Annotated in this window: 16 protein-coding genes; 9 read left to right on the top strand and 7 right to left on the bottom strand. The window is 60.7% G+C overall.

All coding sequences use genetic code 11. The features are described from left to right. Position 1: 1 nt before the first annotated feature. From CHB88_RS19685 to CHB88_RS19660, 6 genes are all read right to left on the bottom strand, one after another. On the bottom strand, positions 2-1,540 hold the full coding sequence (locus CHB88_RS19685) for a 2-isopropylmalate synthase (RefSeq protein WP_089401050.1): 1,539 nt from the start codon (positions 1,538-1,540) through the stop codon (positions 2-4). A 304-nt stretch (positions 1,541-1,844) separates the two neighbouring features. Further along, entirely contained in the window at positions 1,845-2,723 is an 879-nt protein-coding gene (gene pssA, locus CHB88_RS19680; RefSeq protein WP_089401049.1) for a CDP-diacylglycerol--serine O-phosphatidyltransferase, read from the bottom strand. Positions 2,724-2,750: 27 nt separating this feature from the next. Further along, the gene (locus tag CHB88_RS19675) at positions 2,751-3,389 is read right to left on the bottom strand and encodes a phosphatidylserine decarboxylase (RefSeq protein WP_089401048.1); all 639 of its coding nucleotides are present in this window, start codon (positions 3,387-3,389) and stop codon (positions 2,751-2,753) included. Between the two features lie 284 nt (positions 3,390-3,673). Further along, positions 3,674-4,690 (bottom strand): ketol-acid reductoisomerase, encoded by a 1,017-nt coding sequence (gene ilvC, locus CHB88_RS19670; protein WP_089401047.1) that lies wholly within the window; start codon positions 4,688-4,690, stop codon positions 3,674-3,676. 32 nt (positions 4,691-4,722) lie between these two features. Then, positions 4,723-5,214, bottom strand: a complete 492-nt coding sequence (gene ilvN, locus CHB88_RS19665; protein ID WP_089401046.1) for an acetolactate synthase small subunit — start codon at positions 5,212-5,214, stop codon at positions 4,723-4,725. Further along, positions 5,214-6,941, bottom strand: a complete 1,728-nt coding sequence (locus CHB88_RS19660) for an acetolactate synthase 3 catalytic subunit (protein WP_089401045.1) — start codon at positions 6,939-6,941, stop codon at positions 5,214-5,216. Before CHB88_RS19660 ends, ilvN begins: the two co-directional genes overlap by 1 nt. Before the next feature lie 502 nt (positions 6,942-7,443). Here CHB88_RS19660 and CHB88_RS19655 point away from each other — a divergent pair. From CHB88_RS19655 to CHB88_RS19620, 8 genes are all read left to right on the top strand, one after another. After that, on the top strand, positions 7,444-8,013 hold the full coding sequence (locus tag CHB88_RS19655; protein WP_089401044.1) for an RNA polymerase sigma factor: 570 nt from the start codon (positions 7,444-7,446) through the stop codon (positions 8,011-8,013). Then, positions 8,010-8,414 (top strand): DUF3619 family protein, encoded by a 405-nt coding sequence (locus CHB88_RS19650; protein WP_089401043.1) that lies wholly within the window; start codon positions 8,010-8,012, stop codon positions 8,412-8,414. The genes CHB88_RS19655 and CHB88_RS19650 overlap by 4 nt, the downstream gene beginning before the upstream one ends. Continuing rightward, a complete protein-coding gene (locus CHB88_RS19645) occupies positions 8,414-9,112 on the top strand; it encodes a DUF3106 domain-containing protein (RefSeq protein WP_089401042.1) in 699 nt (232 codons plus the stop codon). Before CHB88_RS19650 ends, CHB88_RS19645 begins: the two co-directional genes overlap by 1 nt. A gap of 9 nt (positions 9,113-9,121) precedes the next feature. Further along, positions 9,122-9,649 (top strand): RDD family protein, encoded by a 528-nt coding sequence (locus CHB88_RS19640; protein ID WP_281255034.1) that lies wholly within the window; start codon positions 9,122-9,124, stop codon positions 9,647-9,649. 105 nt (positions 9,650-9,754) lie between these two features. After that, complete coding sequence (locus CHB88_RS19635; RefSeq protein ID WP_089401040.1) at positions 9,755-10,705, top strand: esterase/lipase family protein; 951 nt, start codon at positions 9,755-9,757, stop codon at positions 10,703-10,705. A 154-nt stretch (positions 10,706-10,859) separates the two neighbouring features. Then, positions 10,860-11,282 (top strand): fasciclin domain-containing protein, encoded by a 423-nt coding sequence (locus tag CHB88_RS19630; RefSeq protein WP_245845090.1) that lies wholly within the window; start codon positions 10,860-10,862, stop codon positions 11,280-11,282. Between the two features lie 97 nt (positions 11,283-11,379). Further along, the gene (locus tag CHB88_RS19625; protein ID WP_089401039.1) at positions 11,380-12,066 is read left to right on the top strand and encodes a TetR/AcrR family transcriptional regulator; all 687 of its coding nucleotides are present in this window, start codon (positions 11,380-11,382) and stop codon (positions 12,064-12,066) included. Positions 12,067-12,130: 64 nt separating this feature from the next. Then, the gene (locus CHB88_RS19620) at positions 12,131-12,724 is read left to right on the top strand and encodes an LOG family protein (RefSeq protein WP_089401038.1); all 594 of its coding nucleotides are present in this window, start codon (positions 12,131-12,133) and stop codon (positions 12,722-12,724) included. Positions 12,725-12,773: 49 nt separating this feature from the next. On the opposite strand, the gene CHB88_RS19615 is transcribed toward CHB88_RS19620, so the two are convergent. Next, entirely contained in the window at positions 12,774-14,015 is a 1,242-nt protein-coding gene (locus CHB88_RS19615; RefSeq protein ID WP_089401037.1) for a cystathionine gamma-synthase family protein, read from the bottom strand. A 518-nt stretch (positions 14,016-14,533) separates the two neighbouring features. Here CHB88_RS19615 and CHB88_RS19610 point away from each other — a divergent pair. Further along, positions 14,534-17,683 carry a two-component system response regulator gene (locus CHB88_RS19610; RefSeq protein ID WP_089401036.1) on the top strand — a complete coding sequence of 1,050 codons (3,150 nt, stop codon included), beginning with the start codon at positions 14,534-14,536 and terminating at the stop codon, positions 17,681-17,683. Positions 17,684-17,744 lie beyond the last annotated feature (61 nt).

The raw sequence follows: 17,744 nt of genomic DNA, 5'->3' as shown, positions 1-17,744 counted from the left end.
CTTAGAACTGCGGGTTGAGCCGCTCCGCTTTGGAGTGCAGCTTATTCAGCGCCGAGAGATAGGCTTTGGCGGACGCGACCACGATGTCGGGATCGGCGCCGACGCCATTGACAATGCGGCCGGCCTTCGATAAGCGCATCGTCACTTCGCCTTGGGACTGGGTGCCGGTGGTGATGGCGTTCACCGAGAACAGCAGCAGTTCGGAGCCGCTGGCAGCCTTGGATTCGATCGCATTGACGGTCGCATCCACCGGGCCGTTGCCCTGCCCTTCGCATACCAGTTCCTGACCGCCCATGCTGAACACCACCTTCGCCTTGGGCCGCTCACCGGTTTCGGAATGCTGCGCCAGGGAGACGAAGCGGAAGTGCTCGTTCTCTTGCGCATGCTGCTCGTCCGAGACCACGGCGAAAATATCCTCATCGAAAATCTCGGCCTTGCGGTCGGCCAGTTCCTTGAAGCGGGCGAAGGCGGCATTGACCTCGGCTTCCGATTCGAGTTCGAGGCCAAGTTCTTCCAGGCGCTGCTTGAACGCGTTGCGGCCGGAAAGCTTGCCGAGCACGATCTTGTTGGCGGTCCAACCCACGTCTTCAGCACGCATGATCTCGTAAGTGTCGCGCGCCTTGAGCACGCCATCCTGGTGTATGCCGGATGCATGGGCGAAGGCATTGGCGCCGACCACCGCCTTGTTCGGCTGGACCGCAAACCCAGTGATCTGCGACACCAGCTTGGAAGCCGGCACGATCTGCGTGGTGTCGATGTTCAGTTCGAGGTCAAAATAATCCTTGCGGGTTTTGACCGCCATGACGATCTCTTCCAGCGCCGTGTTGCCGGCGCGCTCGCCGAGGCCGTTGATGGTGCACTCCACCTGGCGCGCGCCGCCGATCATCACACCGGCGAGGGAATTGGCCACCGCCATGCCGAGATCGTTATGGCAATGCACCGACCATACCGCCTTGTCGGAATTGGGGATGCGCTCGCGCAGCGTCTTGATCATGTTGCCGTAGAGCTCGGGCACGCCATAGCCGACGGTGTCGGCGAAGTTGATGGTGCGCGCACCCTCGGCGATTACCGTCTCGATCACGCGGCACAGGAAATCCATCTCGGAGCGGCTGCCGTCCTCCGGACTGAACTCGACATCATCGGTGAACTGGCGCGCGAAGCGAACCGCTTGCTTGGCTTGCTCCAGCACCTGATCCGGCGACATGCGCAGCTTCTTCTCCATGTGCAGCGGCGAGGTGGCGATGAAGGTATGGATGCGCTTGCGAGATGCTGCTGCCAGTGCTTCGGCGGCGCGCGAAATGTCGCGGTCGTTGGCGCGCGAGAGCGAGCAGACGGTGGAATCCTTGATCACGCCCGCAATCGCCTTGATCGACTCAAAGTCGCCGGGCGAAGCGGCAGCAAAACCGGCTTCGATCACATCGACGCGCAGCCGCTCCAGCTGCTTGGCGATGCGGATTTTTTCATCCTTGGTCATCGACGCGCCGGGGGACTGTTCACCATCCCGGAGGGTGGTGTCGAAAATAATCAATTTGTCAGCCATGGTTTTGCTCCTTGATAAATGGAATTGGAGTCCTGTGAATGGTTTTTGGGCCCCTCCGCTCCAGGCAGTGGCCTCAGACTACACAGATTGTGGGATAAGGGGATTTAGCGCGCTTAACGCACTAGGAATAGCGGCAGTCGGCCTAGCAGCAGGCCGATGGAAGAAGCGAGAACAGCAATGTGGATATCGCGTGTCATGCCTCGAATATAAGCGCAAACCTACAAAAGTGCAACCATTCAAATACTTGCGGCAATAATGGGCGCCGCCAAATGAAAACGCCGCCCTTGGGCGGCGGTGATTGCGCCTACTCCTTGCCGTCGGCCGGTTCAGGCTCGGTTTGAACGATGCTGACCGGCTTGCCCTTCGACAGCCGCCAGAAATACACCGCGTAGCCGGACAGTCCATAGAGCACGAACAGGCCGAACAGCACTTTCGGCGGATCGCTCGAGATCAGTACGAAGATCAACACGATTACGAAGATGGCGATGAAGGGCACCGACTTGCGGAAGTTGATTTCCTTGAAGCTGTAGAACGGCACGTTGGTCACCATGGTGAGGCCGGCATAGAGCGTGATGGCCCAGGCATACCAGCTGAGGTCGGTGCCGACGAACCCGAGATCATCCATCAGCCAGACGAAGCCGGTCACCAGCGCTGCCGATGCGGGACTGGGCAAGCCCTGGAAATAGCGCTTGTCGACCACCGCGATATTGGTATTGAAGCGGGCCAGCCGCAGTGCTGCGCCGGCACAGTAGACGAAGGCAGCCAGCCAGCCGAGCTTGCCGAGCCCGCGCAGGGACCATTCATAGACCACCAGCGCCGGCGCGGCGCCGAAGGACAGCATGTCGGACAGGCTGTCGTACTGGGCGCCGAACTCGCTCTGCGTGTTGGTGAGACGAGCCACCCGGCCGTCGATGCTGTCGAGCACCATGGCGGCGAAGATGCCGATCGCCGCGAGATCGAACTTGAGATTCATCGCCATGACGATGGCGAAGAAACCGCAGAACAGGTTGGCGGTGGTGAAGGCGTTCGGCAGCAGGTAGATGCCGCGGCGGCGCGGCATCTCGTGCAGATCCTGATCCTCATCATCGCGTCCGGCGCTGTAGGCGGCCTTCCTGTTGAACCGGGTTACCTTGGGCAGAATGCCGGGGCTTGTCTTAGGCTTGCGACGATGAAAGCTTGCCATTCGGTTTCCGTGGATGTGATGCGGAGGTCAAAGTTCTGCAAGGATGGTTTCGGTGGCGGAGACCTTGTCGCCGACGGTCACCTTGGGCGACGCGTTCAGGGGCAGATACACGTCGACCCGCGATCCGAAGCGGATGAACCCGTAACGCTGCCCGCGCTGCAGGTTGTCGCCCGGCTTCACGTAGCAAAGAATGCGGCGCGCGATCAATCCCGCCACCTGCACGCAGGTCACCAGCTGACCGCCGGTTGTGGTGATGGTCAAGGCATTGCGCTCGTTTTCCAGCGACGCCTTGTCGAGGTCGGCGTTGACGAACTTGCCGGGGAAATACTGAGCTGACTGAATCTTGCCGTCGACCGGCGACCGGTTGGAGTGCACGTTGAAGACATTCATGAAGACGCTGATCTTAAGCGCCTCGCGGTTGGCGTAAGGATCCTGCGCCTTTTCCACCACCACGATGCGTCCGTCGGCCGGCGACAGAACGGCATTCGCCTTCTGCGGAATTTCTCTGGCCGGGTCACGGAAAAACTGCAGCACGAACAGTGCGATCAGCCAGAACGGGATCGACCAACCGGGCGCCAATACCGTCACGATGACGGCGATTGCAACAGCCAGCCCCAGGAAGGGCCATCCCTCGCGGGCAATAATCGGATGCGGATAATTCTTCAACTTTGCTCCAGGTAAATACAATTAAGGCAACGGTATTCTAGACTACTGTCGTGAAATGGATAAGCGCGGATGGCTGCCTGCGTCACTTTCCGCGTTTTTTGATTTTTCTTTTTGCTAAAAGTGCCGCCCGGGATGGTAAAGCCGCATTCCCCAAGCAACAAAAAAGGCGTACCGAGGTACGCCTTGGATCGAGCGCGGCGGCTCTAGCGTCAATCGATCATGGCCCCGCAAAGGACTTGGTCTAAATGACGGAATGAACCACCGCGTTTCATGACCGTATCGACTTAGTTCTTGGACTGGTCGACCAGCTTGTTCTTCTTGATCCACGGCATCATCGCGCGCAGCTTCTCGCCGACTTGCTCGATCTGGTGCTCCGAGGTCAGACGGCGGCGGGAAATCAGGGTCGGGGCGCCGGCCTTGTTCTCGAGGATGAAGCTCTTGGCATATTCGCCGGTCTGGATGTCCTTCAGGCACTGACGCATCGCGTTCTTGGTGTCTTCGGTAACGACGCGGGGACCGGTCACGTACTCGCCATACTCCGCGTTGTTGGAGATGGAGTAGTTCATGTTGGCGATGCCGCCTTCATAGATCAGGTCGACGATCAGCTTCAGTTCGTGCAGACACTCGAAGTAAGCCATTTCGGGAGCGTAGCCGGCTTCCACCAGGGTCTCGAAACCGGCCTTGATCAGCTCGACGGTACCGCCGCACAGGACTGCCTGTTCGCCGAACAGGTCGGTCTCGGTCTCTTCGCGGAAGTTGGTTTCGATGATGCCGGCACGGCCGCCGCCGTTGGCCATGGCGTACGACAGGGCGATGTCACGGGCGCTGCCGGACTTGTCCTGGTACACGGCAACCAGATGCGGCACGCCGCCGCCCTGGGTATAGGTGCCGCGCACGGTGTGGCCCGGCGCCTTAGGAGCGACCATGATGACGTCGAGGTCGGCGCGGGGAACGACCTGGCCGTAGTGGACGTTGAAGCCGTGGGCGAAGGCCAGCACGGCGCCCTGCTTGGCGTTCGGCTCGACGTTTTCCTTGTAGACCTGGGCGATGTTCTCGTCCGGCAGGAGGATCATGATGACGTCGGCGTCCTTGACGGCGTCATTCACTTCAGCGACGTTCAGACCGGCGTTCTTGGCCTTGTTCCAGGATGCGCCACCCTTGCGCAGCGCCACGGTAACCTTGCAGCCCGAATCGTTCAGGTTCTGCGCATGCGCGTGTCCCTGGGAGCCGTAACCGATGATGGTGACGTTCTTGTTCTTGATGAGGGACAGGTCGCAATCTTTATCGTAAAAAACTTTCATTGTTGTTCCTAAAGGGTTATTGATGGTGCTGCTTAGACTTTGAGGATGCGCTCGCCGCGGCCGATGCCGGAACCGCCGGTGCGGACGGTCTCCAGAATGGCGCTGCGGTCGATCGACTCGATGAAGGCGTCAAGCTTGGGCTTGTTGCCGGTCAGTTCGATGGTGTAGGTCTTCTCGGTCACGTCGATGATGCGGCCGCGGAAGATGTCGGCGGTGCGCTTCATCTCTTCGCGCTCTTTGCCGACGGCACGCACCTTGATCAGCATGAGCTCGCGCTCGATGTGGGCGCCTTCGGTCAGGTCGACCACCTTCACCACCTCGATCAGGCGGTTCAGATGCTTGGTGATCTGCTCGATCACGTCGTCCGAGCCGCTGGTAACGATGGTCATGCGCGACAGCGTTGCATCCTCGGTAGGCGCGACGGTCAGGGTTTCGATGTTGTAGCCGCGCGCCGAGAACAAGCCGACGACGCGGGACAGCGCACCCGCCTCGTTTTCGAGAAGGACGGAAATGATATGACGCATTACAGGTCCTCCGATCCAAGCAGCATTTCGGTCAGGCCCTTGCCTGCCTTGACCATCGGCCATACGTTTTCCGTCTGGTCGGTGATGAAGTTCATGAACACGAGGCGATCCTTCATGCCGAAGGCTTCGCGCAGCGCGCCTTCGACATCGGCCGGATTCTCGATGCGCATGCCGACATGGCCGAAGGACTCGGCCAGCTTGGTGAAGTCGGGCAGTGAATCCATGTAGGACTCGGAATAGCGCGAGCCGTAGTCGATCTGCTGCCACTGCCGGACCATGCCAAGGAAGCGGTTGTTCAGCAGGATGATCTTCGGCGTGAGGTGATACTGCTTACAGGTGGCGAGTTCCTGGATGCACATCTGGATCGAGGCTTCGCCGGTGATGCAGGCCACGGTCGCATCCGGATTGGCCATCTGCACGCCCATGGCGTAAGGCAGGCCGACGCCCATAGTGCCGAGGCCGCCGGAGTTGATCCAGCGGCGCGGCTTGTCGAAGCCGTAGTACTGGGCCGCCCACATCTGGTGCTGGCCGACGTCGGACGTAATGAAGGCGTCGCCCTTGGTCACTTCCCAAACTTTTTCCACCACCGACTGCGGCTTGATGACCTCGTTCGACGGCGCGTACTTCAGACACTGACGGCCACGCCATTCATTGATCTGCTTCCACCAGCTGCCGAGCGCGACTTGATTCGGCCGGGTGCCGGCTGCTTCGGCGGCATCGATCTGCGCCAGCAGGTCGTGCAGGACATCCTTGACGTTGCCGACGATGGGAATGTCGACCTTGACCCGCTTGGAGATCGACGAGGGGTCGATGTCGATATGGATGATCTTGCGGGCATGCGAGCCGAAGTGCTTCGGATTGCCGATGACCCGGTCATCGAAGCGCGCGCCGATGGCGATCAGCACGTCAGAGTGCTGCATGGCCATGTTGGCTTCGTAGGTGCCGTGCATGCCGGGCATGCCGACGAACTTGTCGCTGGAAGCCCGGTAGGCGCCCAAGCCCATCAGGGTATTGGTGCAGGGGAAGCCCAGCTTGTCGACCAGCTTGTTCAGCTCGTCCGAAGCGTTTGCCAGGATCACGCCGCCGCCGGTGTAGATCATCGGGCGTTCGGCGGAGAGCAGCAGCTGGACCGCCTTGCGGATCTGGCCGGAATGCCCCTTGTCGACCGGCTTGTAGGAGCGCATCTCGACCGCCTTCGGGTACTCGAAGGCGCACTTGTGCATGGTGATGTCCTTGGGGATATCCACCAGCACCGGGCCCGGACGTCCGGTAGTCGCGATGTAGAAAGCCTTCTTCATCGTTTCCGCCAAGTCCCTCACATCCTTCACCAGGAAGTTGTGCTTGACGCAGGGACGGGTGATGCCGACCGTATCGCACTCCTGGAAAGCGTCCTGGCCGATGGCGGTCGACGGCACCTGGCCACTGATGACCACCATGGGAATCGAATCCATGTAGGCGGTGGCGAGGCCGGTGACGGCATTGGTCACGCCCGGACCGGAAGTGACGATGGCCACGCCGACCTTCTGCGAGCTGCGCGAATAGGCATCGGCAGCGTGGATGGCGGCTTGCTCGTGGCGTACGAGGATATGCTGGAAGGCGTCTTGATTGAAGATGGCGTCGTAGATGTAGAGCACCGCGCCGCCCGGATAACCGAACACATGCTCCACGCCCTCTTCGGCGAGACAGCGCACGACGATCTCGGCGCCGGTGAGTTCCGTACTGCTCATTGCTAGGTTCCTTTCAAGGTCCATAGGAGATTGATCGGATGCTCCTTCCTGGCGAAATCGTCTGGATCAACGGCGCCCGGGCTTCCCTTCCTTGTGCGGCGACGTCCCTCGTTCACGCACCCGTAGATGCGCTGCAGAGTGACGCTTGACGCGACTCGTTCAGCTCGGGATTCCGAAGATCCGGTAACGGTTTCTCGCGCTTGTGGCGCGGGTTAGAGCAAACAGCTTCTTGACTTAAAGCGAATCATTTGCGGCACGGCATTATGCGCCTGGACGGAAATGACGACTTTCGGGATGTCGAAAGGAGTCATACGTTAATGCGTTGCACCATTCAGGTCAAGAAGATTTAAATAAAAAACATGTGAAATCAAGGTCTTCACCCCCAATTTCTGCGCATACACAGGCAATTTTTGCTAGCATGCCGTCAGTCAAGAAGAAGACGGGAAAAATTCCTGTCCGGCACCCTCCCCATTCATGAAGCTGGAGCAACGCGTTTCGTCGCATGGCAACTGAGAAAGAATTATCCGATTTCCTCGAAAGCGTGGAGCGACGGGCGTTCAAGCAGGCCGTATACGCAGTCCGAAAGGACGAAGCAGCCTTAGATATTGTTCAAGATGCAATGATCAAGCTGGCCGAGAAGTATGGCGACAAGCCGATGGCGGAACTGCCGCTTCTGTTTCAGCGCATCCTGCAGAACACGATCCATGATTATTTTCGACGCGAAAAGGTAAGAAATACCTGGGTCAGCCTCTTTTCAGGCCTGAATGCGGATGACGAAGACCGTGAGGGTTTCGACTTGCTGGAGGTGTACGAATCCGAGGAAGGCAGTCAAGCCGCAGAATCCAGCGCCGACAAGGTGGAACGCGGGCAGGTGCTTGCATTGATCGAAGCAGAGATCCAAAAGCTCCCCGGACGTCAACGGGAAGCGTTTCTCATGCGTTATTGGCAGGATATGGATGTAGCCGAAACTGCTGCCGCGATGGGCTGCTCCGAAGGTAGCGTCAAGACGCATTGTTCTCGCGCCACCCATGCGCTCGCCCAGGCGCTCAGAGCCAAAGGAATTACATTATGAATAATAGAGAACTCAATTTCGCCTACAAGATCCGGCACGCGCTCAACGAAACCCTGGACGACATGCCCGAAGCATCGCTGCAGCGTCTTGCCACCGCGCGCAAGGCTGCGCTCGCCCGTCGGAAGAAGGAGTCTCGCCTCAGCATGCTGGTGCCGCAGCGGCTTTTCGCCGGCAATGCCGGCCAGGTATTCGGCAGTTCGTTCTCCTGGATCAGCCGAATCGGGGTGGCCCTGCCGATGGTGGCGCTGGTCACCGGCCTGATCGGCATTTACGAAGTCGAACAGAAGCACCGCATCAACGAGACTGCAGAAATCGATGCCGCGGTGCTGTCTGACGAACTGCCCCTGTCGGCGTACACCGACCACGGCTTCAACGCCTTCCTGGCTACCCGGGGAGAGTAATGGCAAAGCCGGCGAACCCCAAATTCACGCCGTTGGCCAAGACCGGGGCGGCGGTCGGATTTCTTTCCGTCGTGGCCTCGCTGACTTTTGCGGCGGCCGAGGGGTCGCTGGTGGAAGCGCCCAAGGCGCATGCCGCTTCTCCGTCCGCCACGCCGATTGCTCCTGTTTCGACTAGTCCTGCAGCACCAGCGACAAAGCCGCAAGTCATCCCCGCCAATGTCAGCCGGCCGGCATGGCAAGAACTGAGTCCCGCCCAGCAGACCGCGCTGGCACCGCTTGCCACCGAATGGGACAGGATGGATGCCAATCGCAAGGCGAAGTGGCTCAAGATCAGCAAGAAGTACGCTTCCATGACGCCCGACGAGCAGCAACGCTTGCAGGAGCGCATGCGCGAGTGGGTGAAGCTCACCCCCGAGCAGCGCCGCGTTGCCCGTGAAAGCTTCGCCATGGCCAAGCAGTTGAAGCCCGATCAGAAATCGGAAAAATGGCAGGAATATCAGCAGCTGCCTGAAGAACAAAAGAAGAAGCTGGCTGCCGATGCGGCGATGCAAAAGAAAGTGGCGACCCTTCCGCCGCCGTCGCAAGCCAAGCCGAGCGCCGTGTCGCCGATCAAGGCTACGCCGCGTCCGGTGATCGAGCAGTCCGCCAACCCGCAGGTCGTCCCGGCAATCGCGCCGGTGCCTGCCTCATCCAAGTAAATCCCGATCTTGAACGCCGTTTCGAGCAGCACCGCCCCTCCCCTCGCACGCCGCTTCGCCAGCATGGTTTATGAATCCATGCTGCTTTTCGGGGTGGTATTTCTTTCCGGCTGGCTGTTTTCCACCTTGTTGCAGCAGCGTCATGCACTCTATTTGCGGCACCTGATGCAGAACTGGCTGTTCCTTGTTCTCGCTGTTTACTTCATCTGGTTCTGGACCCACAGGGGCCAGACGCTGGCCATGAAAACCTGGCGGATAAAACTGGTGGGACGGGACGGCCAGGACATCAGCTGGCGCAAGGCGCTTTGCCGCTATCTGCTGGCCTGGATGTGGGTGCTGCCGGGCTTGATGCTGGCCTGGGCACTCGGCGCCAAGGGATGGGCGATGGTGCTGATGCCGGCCGCGAACGTGCTGATCTGGGGGATGGCTGCGCTGTTCGACCGCGACAGGCAATTCCTGCATGACCGAATCGTCGGCACTCGTCTGATCGGCATGGCGGAGGCGGCAAAGCCCAACGGGTCGAAGCAGCCTGCCTGAAGCACTCAAGCTCGCCTTCAAGACTTCGCCGGCCGCGCCGTGACCGGCACCGGAAACGGCTAGAATGGCACCTTCCGATACGCTTCCTGCAAGGCATCTGCGAGCATGGTCGCCCGTCTCACCCGCTTTCTGCTCCTGCTTCAACTGCTGTTCGCCGGCCTCATCGCTTTTGCACTGGTGCGCGTTGCGCAACTTGGGCCCCTCACCTCCCTCCTTTTTGCCCTGCTCATCGTGCTTTCGGTGCGCATGGCCATCACGGCCAACAATTTTCATCTTTCCTGGACCTTCCGCAGTGAGACGCCGGAAGCGTTCGTGATTGGCCCAGCCCGCGGCCTGAAGCTGTTTCTTCAGGAATTCATGGCCACCATGATTTCCTCCTCCTGGACCATGCCCTTTTGCACCTTCTGGCAACGCGAAGGCAACGGCCAGTGTCAGTTGCCGGTGTTGCTGGTGCATGGCTATGGCTGCAACAGCGGCTATTGGCATTTTCTCAGCAAGGCCTTGCAGAAGGCAGGCATCACCCATTACGCCCTGGACCTCGAGCCGGTCGCAGCCAGCATTGACACATACGTTCCACTGATCCATCGAGGCATCGATGCCATCTGCCAGGCGACACGCAGCCCCAGGATCATCATCGTCGCCCACAGCATGGGCGGTCTTGCCGCCCGCGCCTACCTCAAGCGCTGGGGCGCCGGCCGCGTCGCCCGGCTCGTTACCCTCGGCAGCCCGCACAATGGCACCGGTATCGCCCGCTTCGGCGTGGGGGAGAACTGCCGCCAAATGGAGTGGCAGCGCGATGGCGTCGAAGGGGCGTCCAGCGCCTGGCTGAGGGCACTGGCAAACGCCGAATCGGAGGAGACCCGGGCCATCATCACGTCCATCTACTCCCATCACGACAACATCATTTCCCCGCAAACCTCATCCCACTTGGCAGGCGCCCGCAACATCGAGCTGCATGGCATCGGCCACGTCGCGCTCGGGCTCATGGCCGGCGTGCATGAATGCGTCATCGACGAGATACGGGAAGCCTCCTGCAGCGCCGCCATACGGGGCTGACGGCATTGATACATTGCCAGTCGCAAGCAATCAGGCCGCTAACGAATTGAACTTTTGACCGGACTCGGAAACCGAATCTGGGATAACGTTCTTGCACCTCATTATCATGCGCACGATAACCCGCCTTTTCACGCTTCACATCGGCATTTTCCTAATGACATCCGTCAGTGCCGCCGATCTGGTCGACACGGCCGCCCGCTCGAGCGAAATCAAGACCTTCACCGCGGCAGTTAAAGATGCAGGCGTCGCGGAAGCGCTGAAGCAAGGTGGCCCTTACACCGTCTTCGCCCCCTCCAACACCGCCTTCGACAAGTTGCCGAACGAAACGCGTGACTCGCTGTTCAAGGACAAGGCCAAACTCGCGCAGGTGATCAACCATCACGTCATCAAGGGCAAGGTCCTGGTGACGGAAGTCAAGCCGGGCAAGGTGGAATCGCTGGACGGCAAACCGGTGAACCTGAAGTCGGACAACGGCAAAGTGACGGTCGATGACGCCAACGTCACGCAAAGCGATATCAACGCCGACAATGGCGTAATCCATATCGTCGATACGGTGGTTCTGCCGAAGCCGGAGTAGCGTCCGCCGGGCTCGTGGGTTTAGGGCCGAGCAAGCACAGCCTCAGGGGCAATGATGCTATCCTTGCCGCAGACCAAGCATCGTAAAGAGTTGCTGCATGCAATCGAAAGCGCCACGGCGAACCCGGGACAGAATCCTAGAGCTTTCCCTCAGGCTGTTCAACGACTTCGGCGAACCCAACATCACCACCACCGTGATCGCCGAGGAAATGCGGATTTCCCCGGGAAACCTCTATTACCACTTCCGGAACAAGGACGACATCGTCGATTCCCTGTTCGACCAGTTTGGCGCCGAGATCGGCCGGATGCTGGCGGTGCCGGCCGACCGCCGCCCGACCATCGACGATGTCTGGAACTACCTGCACCTGATGTTCGAACTGGTCTGGCAGTACCGCTTCTTTTATCGCGACCTGAGCGATCTGCTGTCGCGCAATCGCAAGCTGGAGCTGCGCTTCAAAGAAATCTTCGCGCACAAGATCGGCGTCGCGCGCCAGCTATGCATCGGCCTGCGCGGCGACCAGCTGTTCGAAGGCAGCGATGCGGAGATCGATGCGCTCGCCAGCAATATCGTCGTCGTGGCCACCTATTGGCTGTCCTACGAGTACGTGCGCAATCCACGCAAGTTCAGCGAACAGGAAGCGGAAACCCTGTCGCGCGGCTGCTACCAGGTCCTGTCGCTGATCGCGCCCTACCTGCGGGCCGAGACGCGCGCGCGATTTCAAAAGCTGGCGGAGGATTACCAGCGCCGCATGGACCCGACGGCCGCGGCCGCTGGCGACTCATAATCTCTTTGCTGCTGCCGCCTCACGCAAACACTCTACCTTTTCTTTTGATGATTCTCGAATCCACATGAAATCAATCTGCGTCTATTGCGGTTCTTCCAAAGGCAAAAATCCGGCTTACGTCGAGGCGGCGCGCGCCCTCGCCGGACAGATGGTCAACAAGGGAATCGGCCTTGTCTACGGTGGCGGCCGGGTCGGCCTCATGGGCGAAATCGCCAACGAAATCCTGCGACTCGGCGGCGAAGCCGTCGGCGTCATCCCCCAAGCATTGATGGACAAGGAAGTCGGCCATCGCGGGCTTACCAAGCTGCATGTGGTCAAGAATATGCACGAACGCAAAGCCCTGATGGCGGAGCTTGCCGACGGCTTCATTGCCATGCCGGGCGGCATCGGCACCTTTGAAGAACTGTTCGAGATCTTCACCTGGTTCCAGCTCGGCTTTCACACCAAGCCCATCGGCCTGCTCAACGCGGCCGGCTTCTATGACGGCCTGATCGCCTTCCTGCAGCACACCGTCAACCAGGGCTTCGTGCAGGCCAACCAGGCATCCATGCTGATCCATGAACCGGATGCCGAATTGCTGCTGGATCGCCTGCAGACGCATCGCCCGGTGCGGATCGAAAAAGTCTTCGACGAGGCGACGGCAAAGAATATCGTTTGATGCAAGATCGGTCCGCCGCGCAAGGCCGTCGCGGACCACCATGCCATCGTCAGGCGTCGAGCGCCTGCCGGAAGTCTTCCACCAGATCCTCGGTATCCTCGATGCCGACCGACACCCGGATCAGCGATTCAGCGATGCCCATGCTGGCGCGCCGCTCCGGACCCATTTCGTAGAAGATGGTATGCGCGACCGGAATCACAAGGGTACGGGTATCGCCGAGATTGCTGGCGGGGACGCCAAGCTTCAGACGATTCAGATAATCGAAGCAATCCACCTCCGGCTGCAGCTCGAAGCTCAGGAGGCTGCCGCAGGCGCGGAACAGCTTCGTTGCAATCTCATGCTGCGGATGTGACGGCAGGCCCGGATAATGCACCGCAGCCACGCGCTTGTCCGCCTCCAGCATGCGCGCCAGCGCCAGCGCATTGGCACATTCCCGCTCCATGCGCAGGGCGATGGTTTCGGCGCCGACGGCGATATGATGGGCCGACTCCGGCGCCAGCGAAGCGCCGAAATCGCGCAGCGCCTTGGCGCGAATCTGGGCCAGGCCCCACTGCGCCTGGGCATAGCGCTTGTAAGTCTCGATGATGTTGGGATAGCGCGACCAGTCGAACAGGCCGGTGTCAGTGACAGCGCCGCCGAGCACGTTGCCATGGCCGGCAATCGACTTGGTGAGCGCATTCACCACCAGGCTGGCGCCCACCATCTTCGGCCGGAACAGATACGGCGAGGTCATGGTGTTATCCACCACGTAAAGGATGCCGCGATCGCGGCAAAGCTGGCCGATGCGCTTCAAGTCCGCCACCTGGGTGCGGGGATTGGCGATCGTCTCGACGAACACCATGCGCGTCTGGGGCGTCAGCGCCGCCTCGACGTTGGCGACATCGGTCGCATCGGCGAAGCTCACCTCGATGCCTTGGCCGGTGGCGGTCTGCCACAGGCTGTTGGTGTTCCCGAACAGGAAGGACGACGACACCACATGATCGCCATTGCGCAGCAGCGCCTGCACCAGGGAGCCGATGGCGGCCATGCCGGTGGCGAAGCAGATGGTGGCGAGGCCCTGCTCCATGCGCGTGATTTTTTCCTCCAGCGCGGAAACCGTCGGATTGCCTTGGCGACCGTAGCGGAACCCGGGCTGCTTGCCCTGGAAGACTGACGCCAGCTCGCGCGCGTCCTGATAGCCGAAAGCGACCGATGTATGAATGGGCTTGTGCAAGGAACCGTGTTCGATCGGCTTCTGGCGGTCGCTGTGCAGGATGGTGGTGGTGAAACCGTATTTTTTGGTGTCGTTCATGGCAATAAAAAAACCCGTCGCTTCCAGCTGAACGGGTAATGTTGGCTTGCCCTCATTTTAACGCCGTTTGCCTTGCCGCTATCGAAGCGGACTGTTCCGCCTATCCTGCAACTCATGGGATCAGAATAATTTTGTAAGTCATTCTGGAATTTTTCTCTGGCGATCCGGTCACAGCAGCGGGAGCATTTCCTGGAGTTATTAAAAAAGCATCACCTTCTCCACGCTCCCATACAGGGCAGCGGCTGCACTTTTCCCGAAACAGCCGCGAGATACTAATGCATCCGACTGATCCCATGACAAGTGAAGCAATAGCAAGGCCTGCTCGCCGCCCGCACAGGAGTGGCGAAGCCCAACCCTTCTCCAGCACCCACCTTCCTCAGGGCAGCTTGGGCGCACATCGGATCTGATCGCACGAATCCGTTAGGCTGCGCGGCCATGTCCGCGCCTCTTCCCGTGGCAGCAATCGCCGCTGCGGTTTGAGACTCACGCCGAACCGGAAACAACAATAAGGAGTACACATGGCAACGATACTCATCGTCGATGAGCATGTATTGAGCCGCCGTTACCTATCGGCGCTCCTCGCCCACGGCGGCCATCGGGTGCTCGAAGCGGACAACGCCCAAGCGGCGTTTGCCGCCATCATGGACGGTCAGCCTGACCTGGTCATCACCGAGGCGCACTGGTCCGCCATGAAAATCGATGATTTCGTCGATGAATTGCGAAGCCGGCGCGGCGACAACAACCTGCCGGTCATGTTTTACACCTCCGCCCAAGGCCGCGATAGCGCCGGCCAGGCAGCTGCGCGCTGTGGCGTGCAATGGATACTGCCCAAGCCGGTCGAACCGGAAACGGTACTGCAGGCGGTACGGCAGGCATTGATGTGCGAACTGGCCACCGCCTGCGGCGAATCCCATATCGAGCAGGAGCAACTCGACCCGCACCGCGGCGACATCGACGAAGCTCCGCTGAAGCATGCGACCCGTCGCGCCACCGGCGAACTCATTGAAACGCTGTCCCGCCTGCAGTGCGTCAGCCTGCGGCTGGCTTCATTGATCGAGCTTTGCATCGAACTTGCGTCCGAACGGGATGCCAAGCGCATGCTCCAACTCGGCTGCCGTCTGGTTCAGGATATTTGCGGCGCCGGCAGCGCCGTCATCGGCATTGCCGATGACGATGGCGCGCTGCGTCAGCAGGTTGCCCGAGGCCTCGATCACGCTGCGGCTGATACCTTGGCCCATGGCGGCTTGCTGGAGCGCGCCATGCGCTATGAGCCTGCTCCCGATGCGCCGGTAACCATGATCGCGGTACCGATGGAAACCAGGGGTCGCCTCCATGGCTGGCTCTGCCTCGGCGACAAGCTGGGCGGACCCGGCTTCAGCGAGATCGACGCCAGGTCCGCCGCGGCGGTGGCCGCCCAGCTCGCCGTGGTCTACGAAAACCTGGTGCTGCAGCGGGAAATTCGCCACCAGCATCGGCAGCTGAGCAATGAGGTGAACGAGCGCCGTCAGGCGCAGGAAGCGCTGCGCCGCACCCTGCGGGCGCGAACCGTGATGGCGGCATGCACCCATGCGATGGTGCATGCGCATGATGAAGCCGATCTCGTGCGTCGCGTGTGCGAAGCCATGGTGGCCGAAGGCGGCTACGGCATGGCCTGGATAGGTTATGCCGATCAAGCGAGCGGCGACATCCGCCGCGTGGCTTCGGCCGGAACCCATGCCGCGGCGGAGGGCGAGATTCCACCCATGCTGACCTCCTGGCTGGTCACCCATGTCGGGCGCGACGGCCCTACGCCGCATGGCGGGCCGGATCATGACCTCGCGATTTTCCTGCCCCTGCGCGATGGCGTCAGCAGCTTCGGCATGCTGGCGATCTACGAGGCGGAATGCGATTCCTTCGACGCCGAGCAGATCGGCGTTCTGCAGGAGATCGCCCACGACATCGCCTTCGGCATCGGCAGCATGCGCGCCCGCGAAGCCCATGAACAGGCCGACCGCGAACTGCGGGCCACCCAGGAAAAGTTGTCGGGAATCCTCGGTTCCATCGACAACGTGGTGTGGTCGATGAACGCGAACGGCTTCATTTATCTGAACGCGGTGGTGGAGGATATTTACGGCTTGCCGCCGGAAGCCTTTTACCGGAACAAGAAGCTGTGGCTGGAAGTGGTGCATCAGGACGACCGCGAGGCGGTCAGGCTGGCGCATTCGCGCCTGCAGAAGGAACAGAGCATCACCGTCGAATACCGCATCGTCCGGCCGGATGGCGGGCTGCGCTGGATCGAGGAACGGGCGCGTCCGGTGCGGGATGAAACCGGCAAGATAGTTCGCTGCGATGGCATCGCCATCGACGTCAGCGCGCGCAAGGAGTACGAAGCGCGCATCGAGTATCTCGCCGACCACGATTCGCTCACCAGCCTGGCCAATCGCAATCTTCTGGCCGACCGCATCAACCAGGCCATCGCTCATGCGCGGCGCAGCCGTTCGATGGTGGCGGTGCTGTTCATCGACCTCGACCGCTTCAAGAGTGTCAACGACAGTTTCGGCCACTCCGTGGGCGATGCGCTGCTGGTGACGGCATCCGAACGGCTCAAGCGCAGCGTGCGCGATGGCGACACGGTGGCGCGCCAGGGCGGCGACGAGTTCATTTTGCTGCTGACCGACATCCGCAAGCCGGATGACGTGGTGGCGGTCGCCTCCAAGATCTTTCGCGAATTTTCGGAACCTTTCCTGATCGGTCCGCACGAGCTGTATGTGACGGTCAGCGTCGGCGCCACGTTGTTCCCGGACGATGCCGGCGACATCCATGCGCTGCTGCGCAATGCCGACATCGCCATGTACCGCGCCAAGGAAGAACAAGGCAATGCCTTCCAGTTCTACTCGCGCGACATGAGCGTCCGCGCCATGGAACGGGCGGAACTCGAAAGCGCCTTGCGCCGCGCGCTGGAACGCAAGGAGTTCGAGCTGTTCTACCAGCCCAAGGTGGAAGCCAGCACGCGGCGCATCATCGGGGCCGAGGCGCTGATCCGATGGAATCATCCCGAGATGGGCATGGTGCCGCCGACCCGCTTCATTCCGATGGCCGAGGAAATCGGCCTGATCGTGCCGATCGGCGACTGGGTGCTGAATACCGCTTGCGAGCAGAACCGCGCCTGGCAGGATGAGGGACTGCCGCCGATCAGCGTGTCGGTCAATCTGTCGGCACGCCAGTTCAATCAGGACGATCTGGTGGAATCGGTCGCCGGCACCCTGGACCGCGTCGGCCTGGCTTCCAGACACCTGGAACTGGAGCTGACCGAGAGCATCGTGATGAACAGCGCCGAAGTGTTCGTCTCCAAGCTGCAGGAGCTGGAGAGCCTGGGCGTGCGATTGTCCATCGATGACTTCGGCACCGGCTACTCCAGCCTGAGCTATCTGAAGCGCTTCCCGCTGCATCACCTGAAGATCGACCAATCCTTCGTACGCGACATCGCCACCGATGCGGACGATGCAGCCATCACCAGCACGGTGATCGAACTCGGCCACAGCCTGAACCTGAAGGTGATCGCCGAGGGCGTGGAGACGGAGGAACAGGTCGCCTTCTTGCGCGACCATCATTGCGACGAAATGCAGGGCTACTTCTTCAGCAAGCCGCTCCCTGCCCACGAATTCGCCGACCTGCTGCGCTGCCATTGACGCCTGTCGCACCTCAGCGCAAAGCCATAAAAAAACGCTTGCCCGGGAAACCGCGGCAAGC

Origin of the sequence: Noviherbaspirillum humi (assembly GCF_900188095.1) — a bacterium.
GTDB classification, from domain to species: domain Bacteria; phylum Pseudomonadota; class Gammaproteobacteria; order Burkholderiales; family Burkholderiaceae_D; genus Noviherbaspirillum; species Noviherbaspirillum humi.
The sequence above is the reverse complement of the archived record's forward strand: the minus strand, read 5'-3'. Positions and strand labels throughout refer to the sequence as shown.

Coding starts and splice junctions, on each gene's coding strand:
- CHB88_RS19635 (WP_089401040.1), top strand. CDS start 9,755: ATGGTCGCCCGTCTCACCCGCTTTCTGCTCCTGCTTCAACTGCTGTTC.
- CHB88_RS19615 (WP_089401037.1), bottom strand. CDS start 14,015: ATGAACGACACCAAAAAATACGGTTTCACCACCACCATCCTGCACAGC.
- CHB88_RS19645 (WP_089401042.1), top strand. CDS start 8,414: ATGGCAAAGCCGGCGAACCCCAAATTCACGCCGTTGGCCAAGACCGGG.
- ilvN (WP_089401046.1), bottom strand. CDS start 5,214: ATGCGTCATATCATTTCCGTCCTTCTCGAAAACGAGGCGGGTGCGCTG.
- CHB88_RS19685 (WP_089401050.1), bottom strand. CDS start 1,540: ATGGCTGACAAATTGATTATTTTCGACACCACCCTCCGGGATGGTGAA.
- CHB88_RS19650 (WP_089401043.1), top strand. CDS start 8,010: ATGAATAATAGAGAACTCAATTTCGCCTACAAGATCCGGCACGCGCTC.
- ilvC (WP_089401047.1), bottom strand. CDS start 4,690: ATGAAAGTTTTTTACGATAAAGATTGCGACCTGTCCCTCATCAAGAAC.
- CHB88_RS19620 (WP_089401038.1), top strand. CDS start 12,131: ATGAAATCAATCTGCGTCTATTGCGGTTCTTCCAAAGGCAAAAATCCG.
- pssA (WP_089401049.1), bottom strand. CDS start 2,723: ATGGCAAGCTTTCATCGTCGCAAGCCTAAGACAAGCCCCGGCATTCTG.
- CHB88_RS19660 (WP_089401045.1), bottom strand. CDS start 6,941: ATGAGCAGTACGGAACTCACCGGCGCCGAGATCGTCGTGCGCTGTCTC.
- CHB88_RS19655 (WP_089401044.1), top strand. CDS start 7,444: ATGGCAACTGAGAAAGAATTATCCGATTTCCTCGAAAGCGTGGAGCGA.
- CHB88_RS19630 (WP_245845090.1), top strand. CDS start 10,860: ATGACATCCGTCAGTGCCGCCGATCTGGTCGACACGGCCGCCCGCTCG.
- CHB88_RS19610 (WP_089401036.1), top strand. CDS start 14,534: ATGGCAACGATACTCATCGTCGATGAGCATGTATTGAGCCGCCGTTAC.
- CHB88_RS19625 (WP_089401039.1), top strand. CDS start 11,380: ATGCAATCGAAAGCGCCACGGCGAACCCGGGACAGAATCCTAGAGCTT.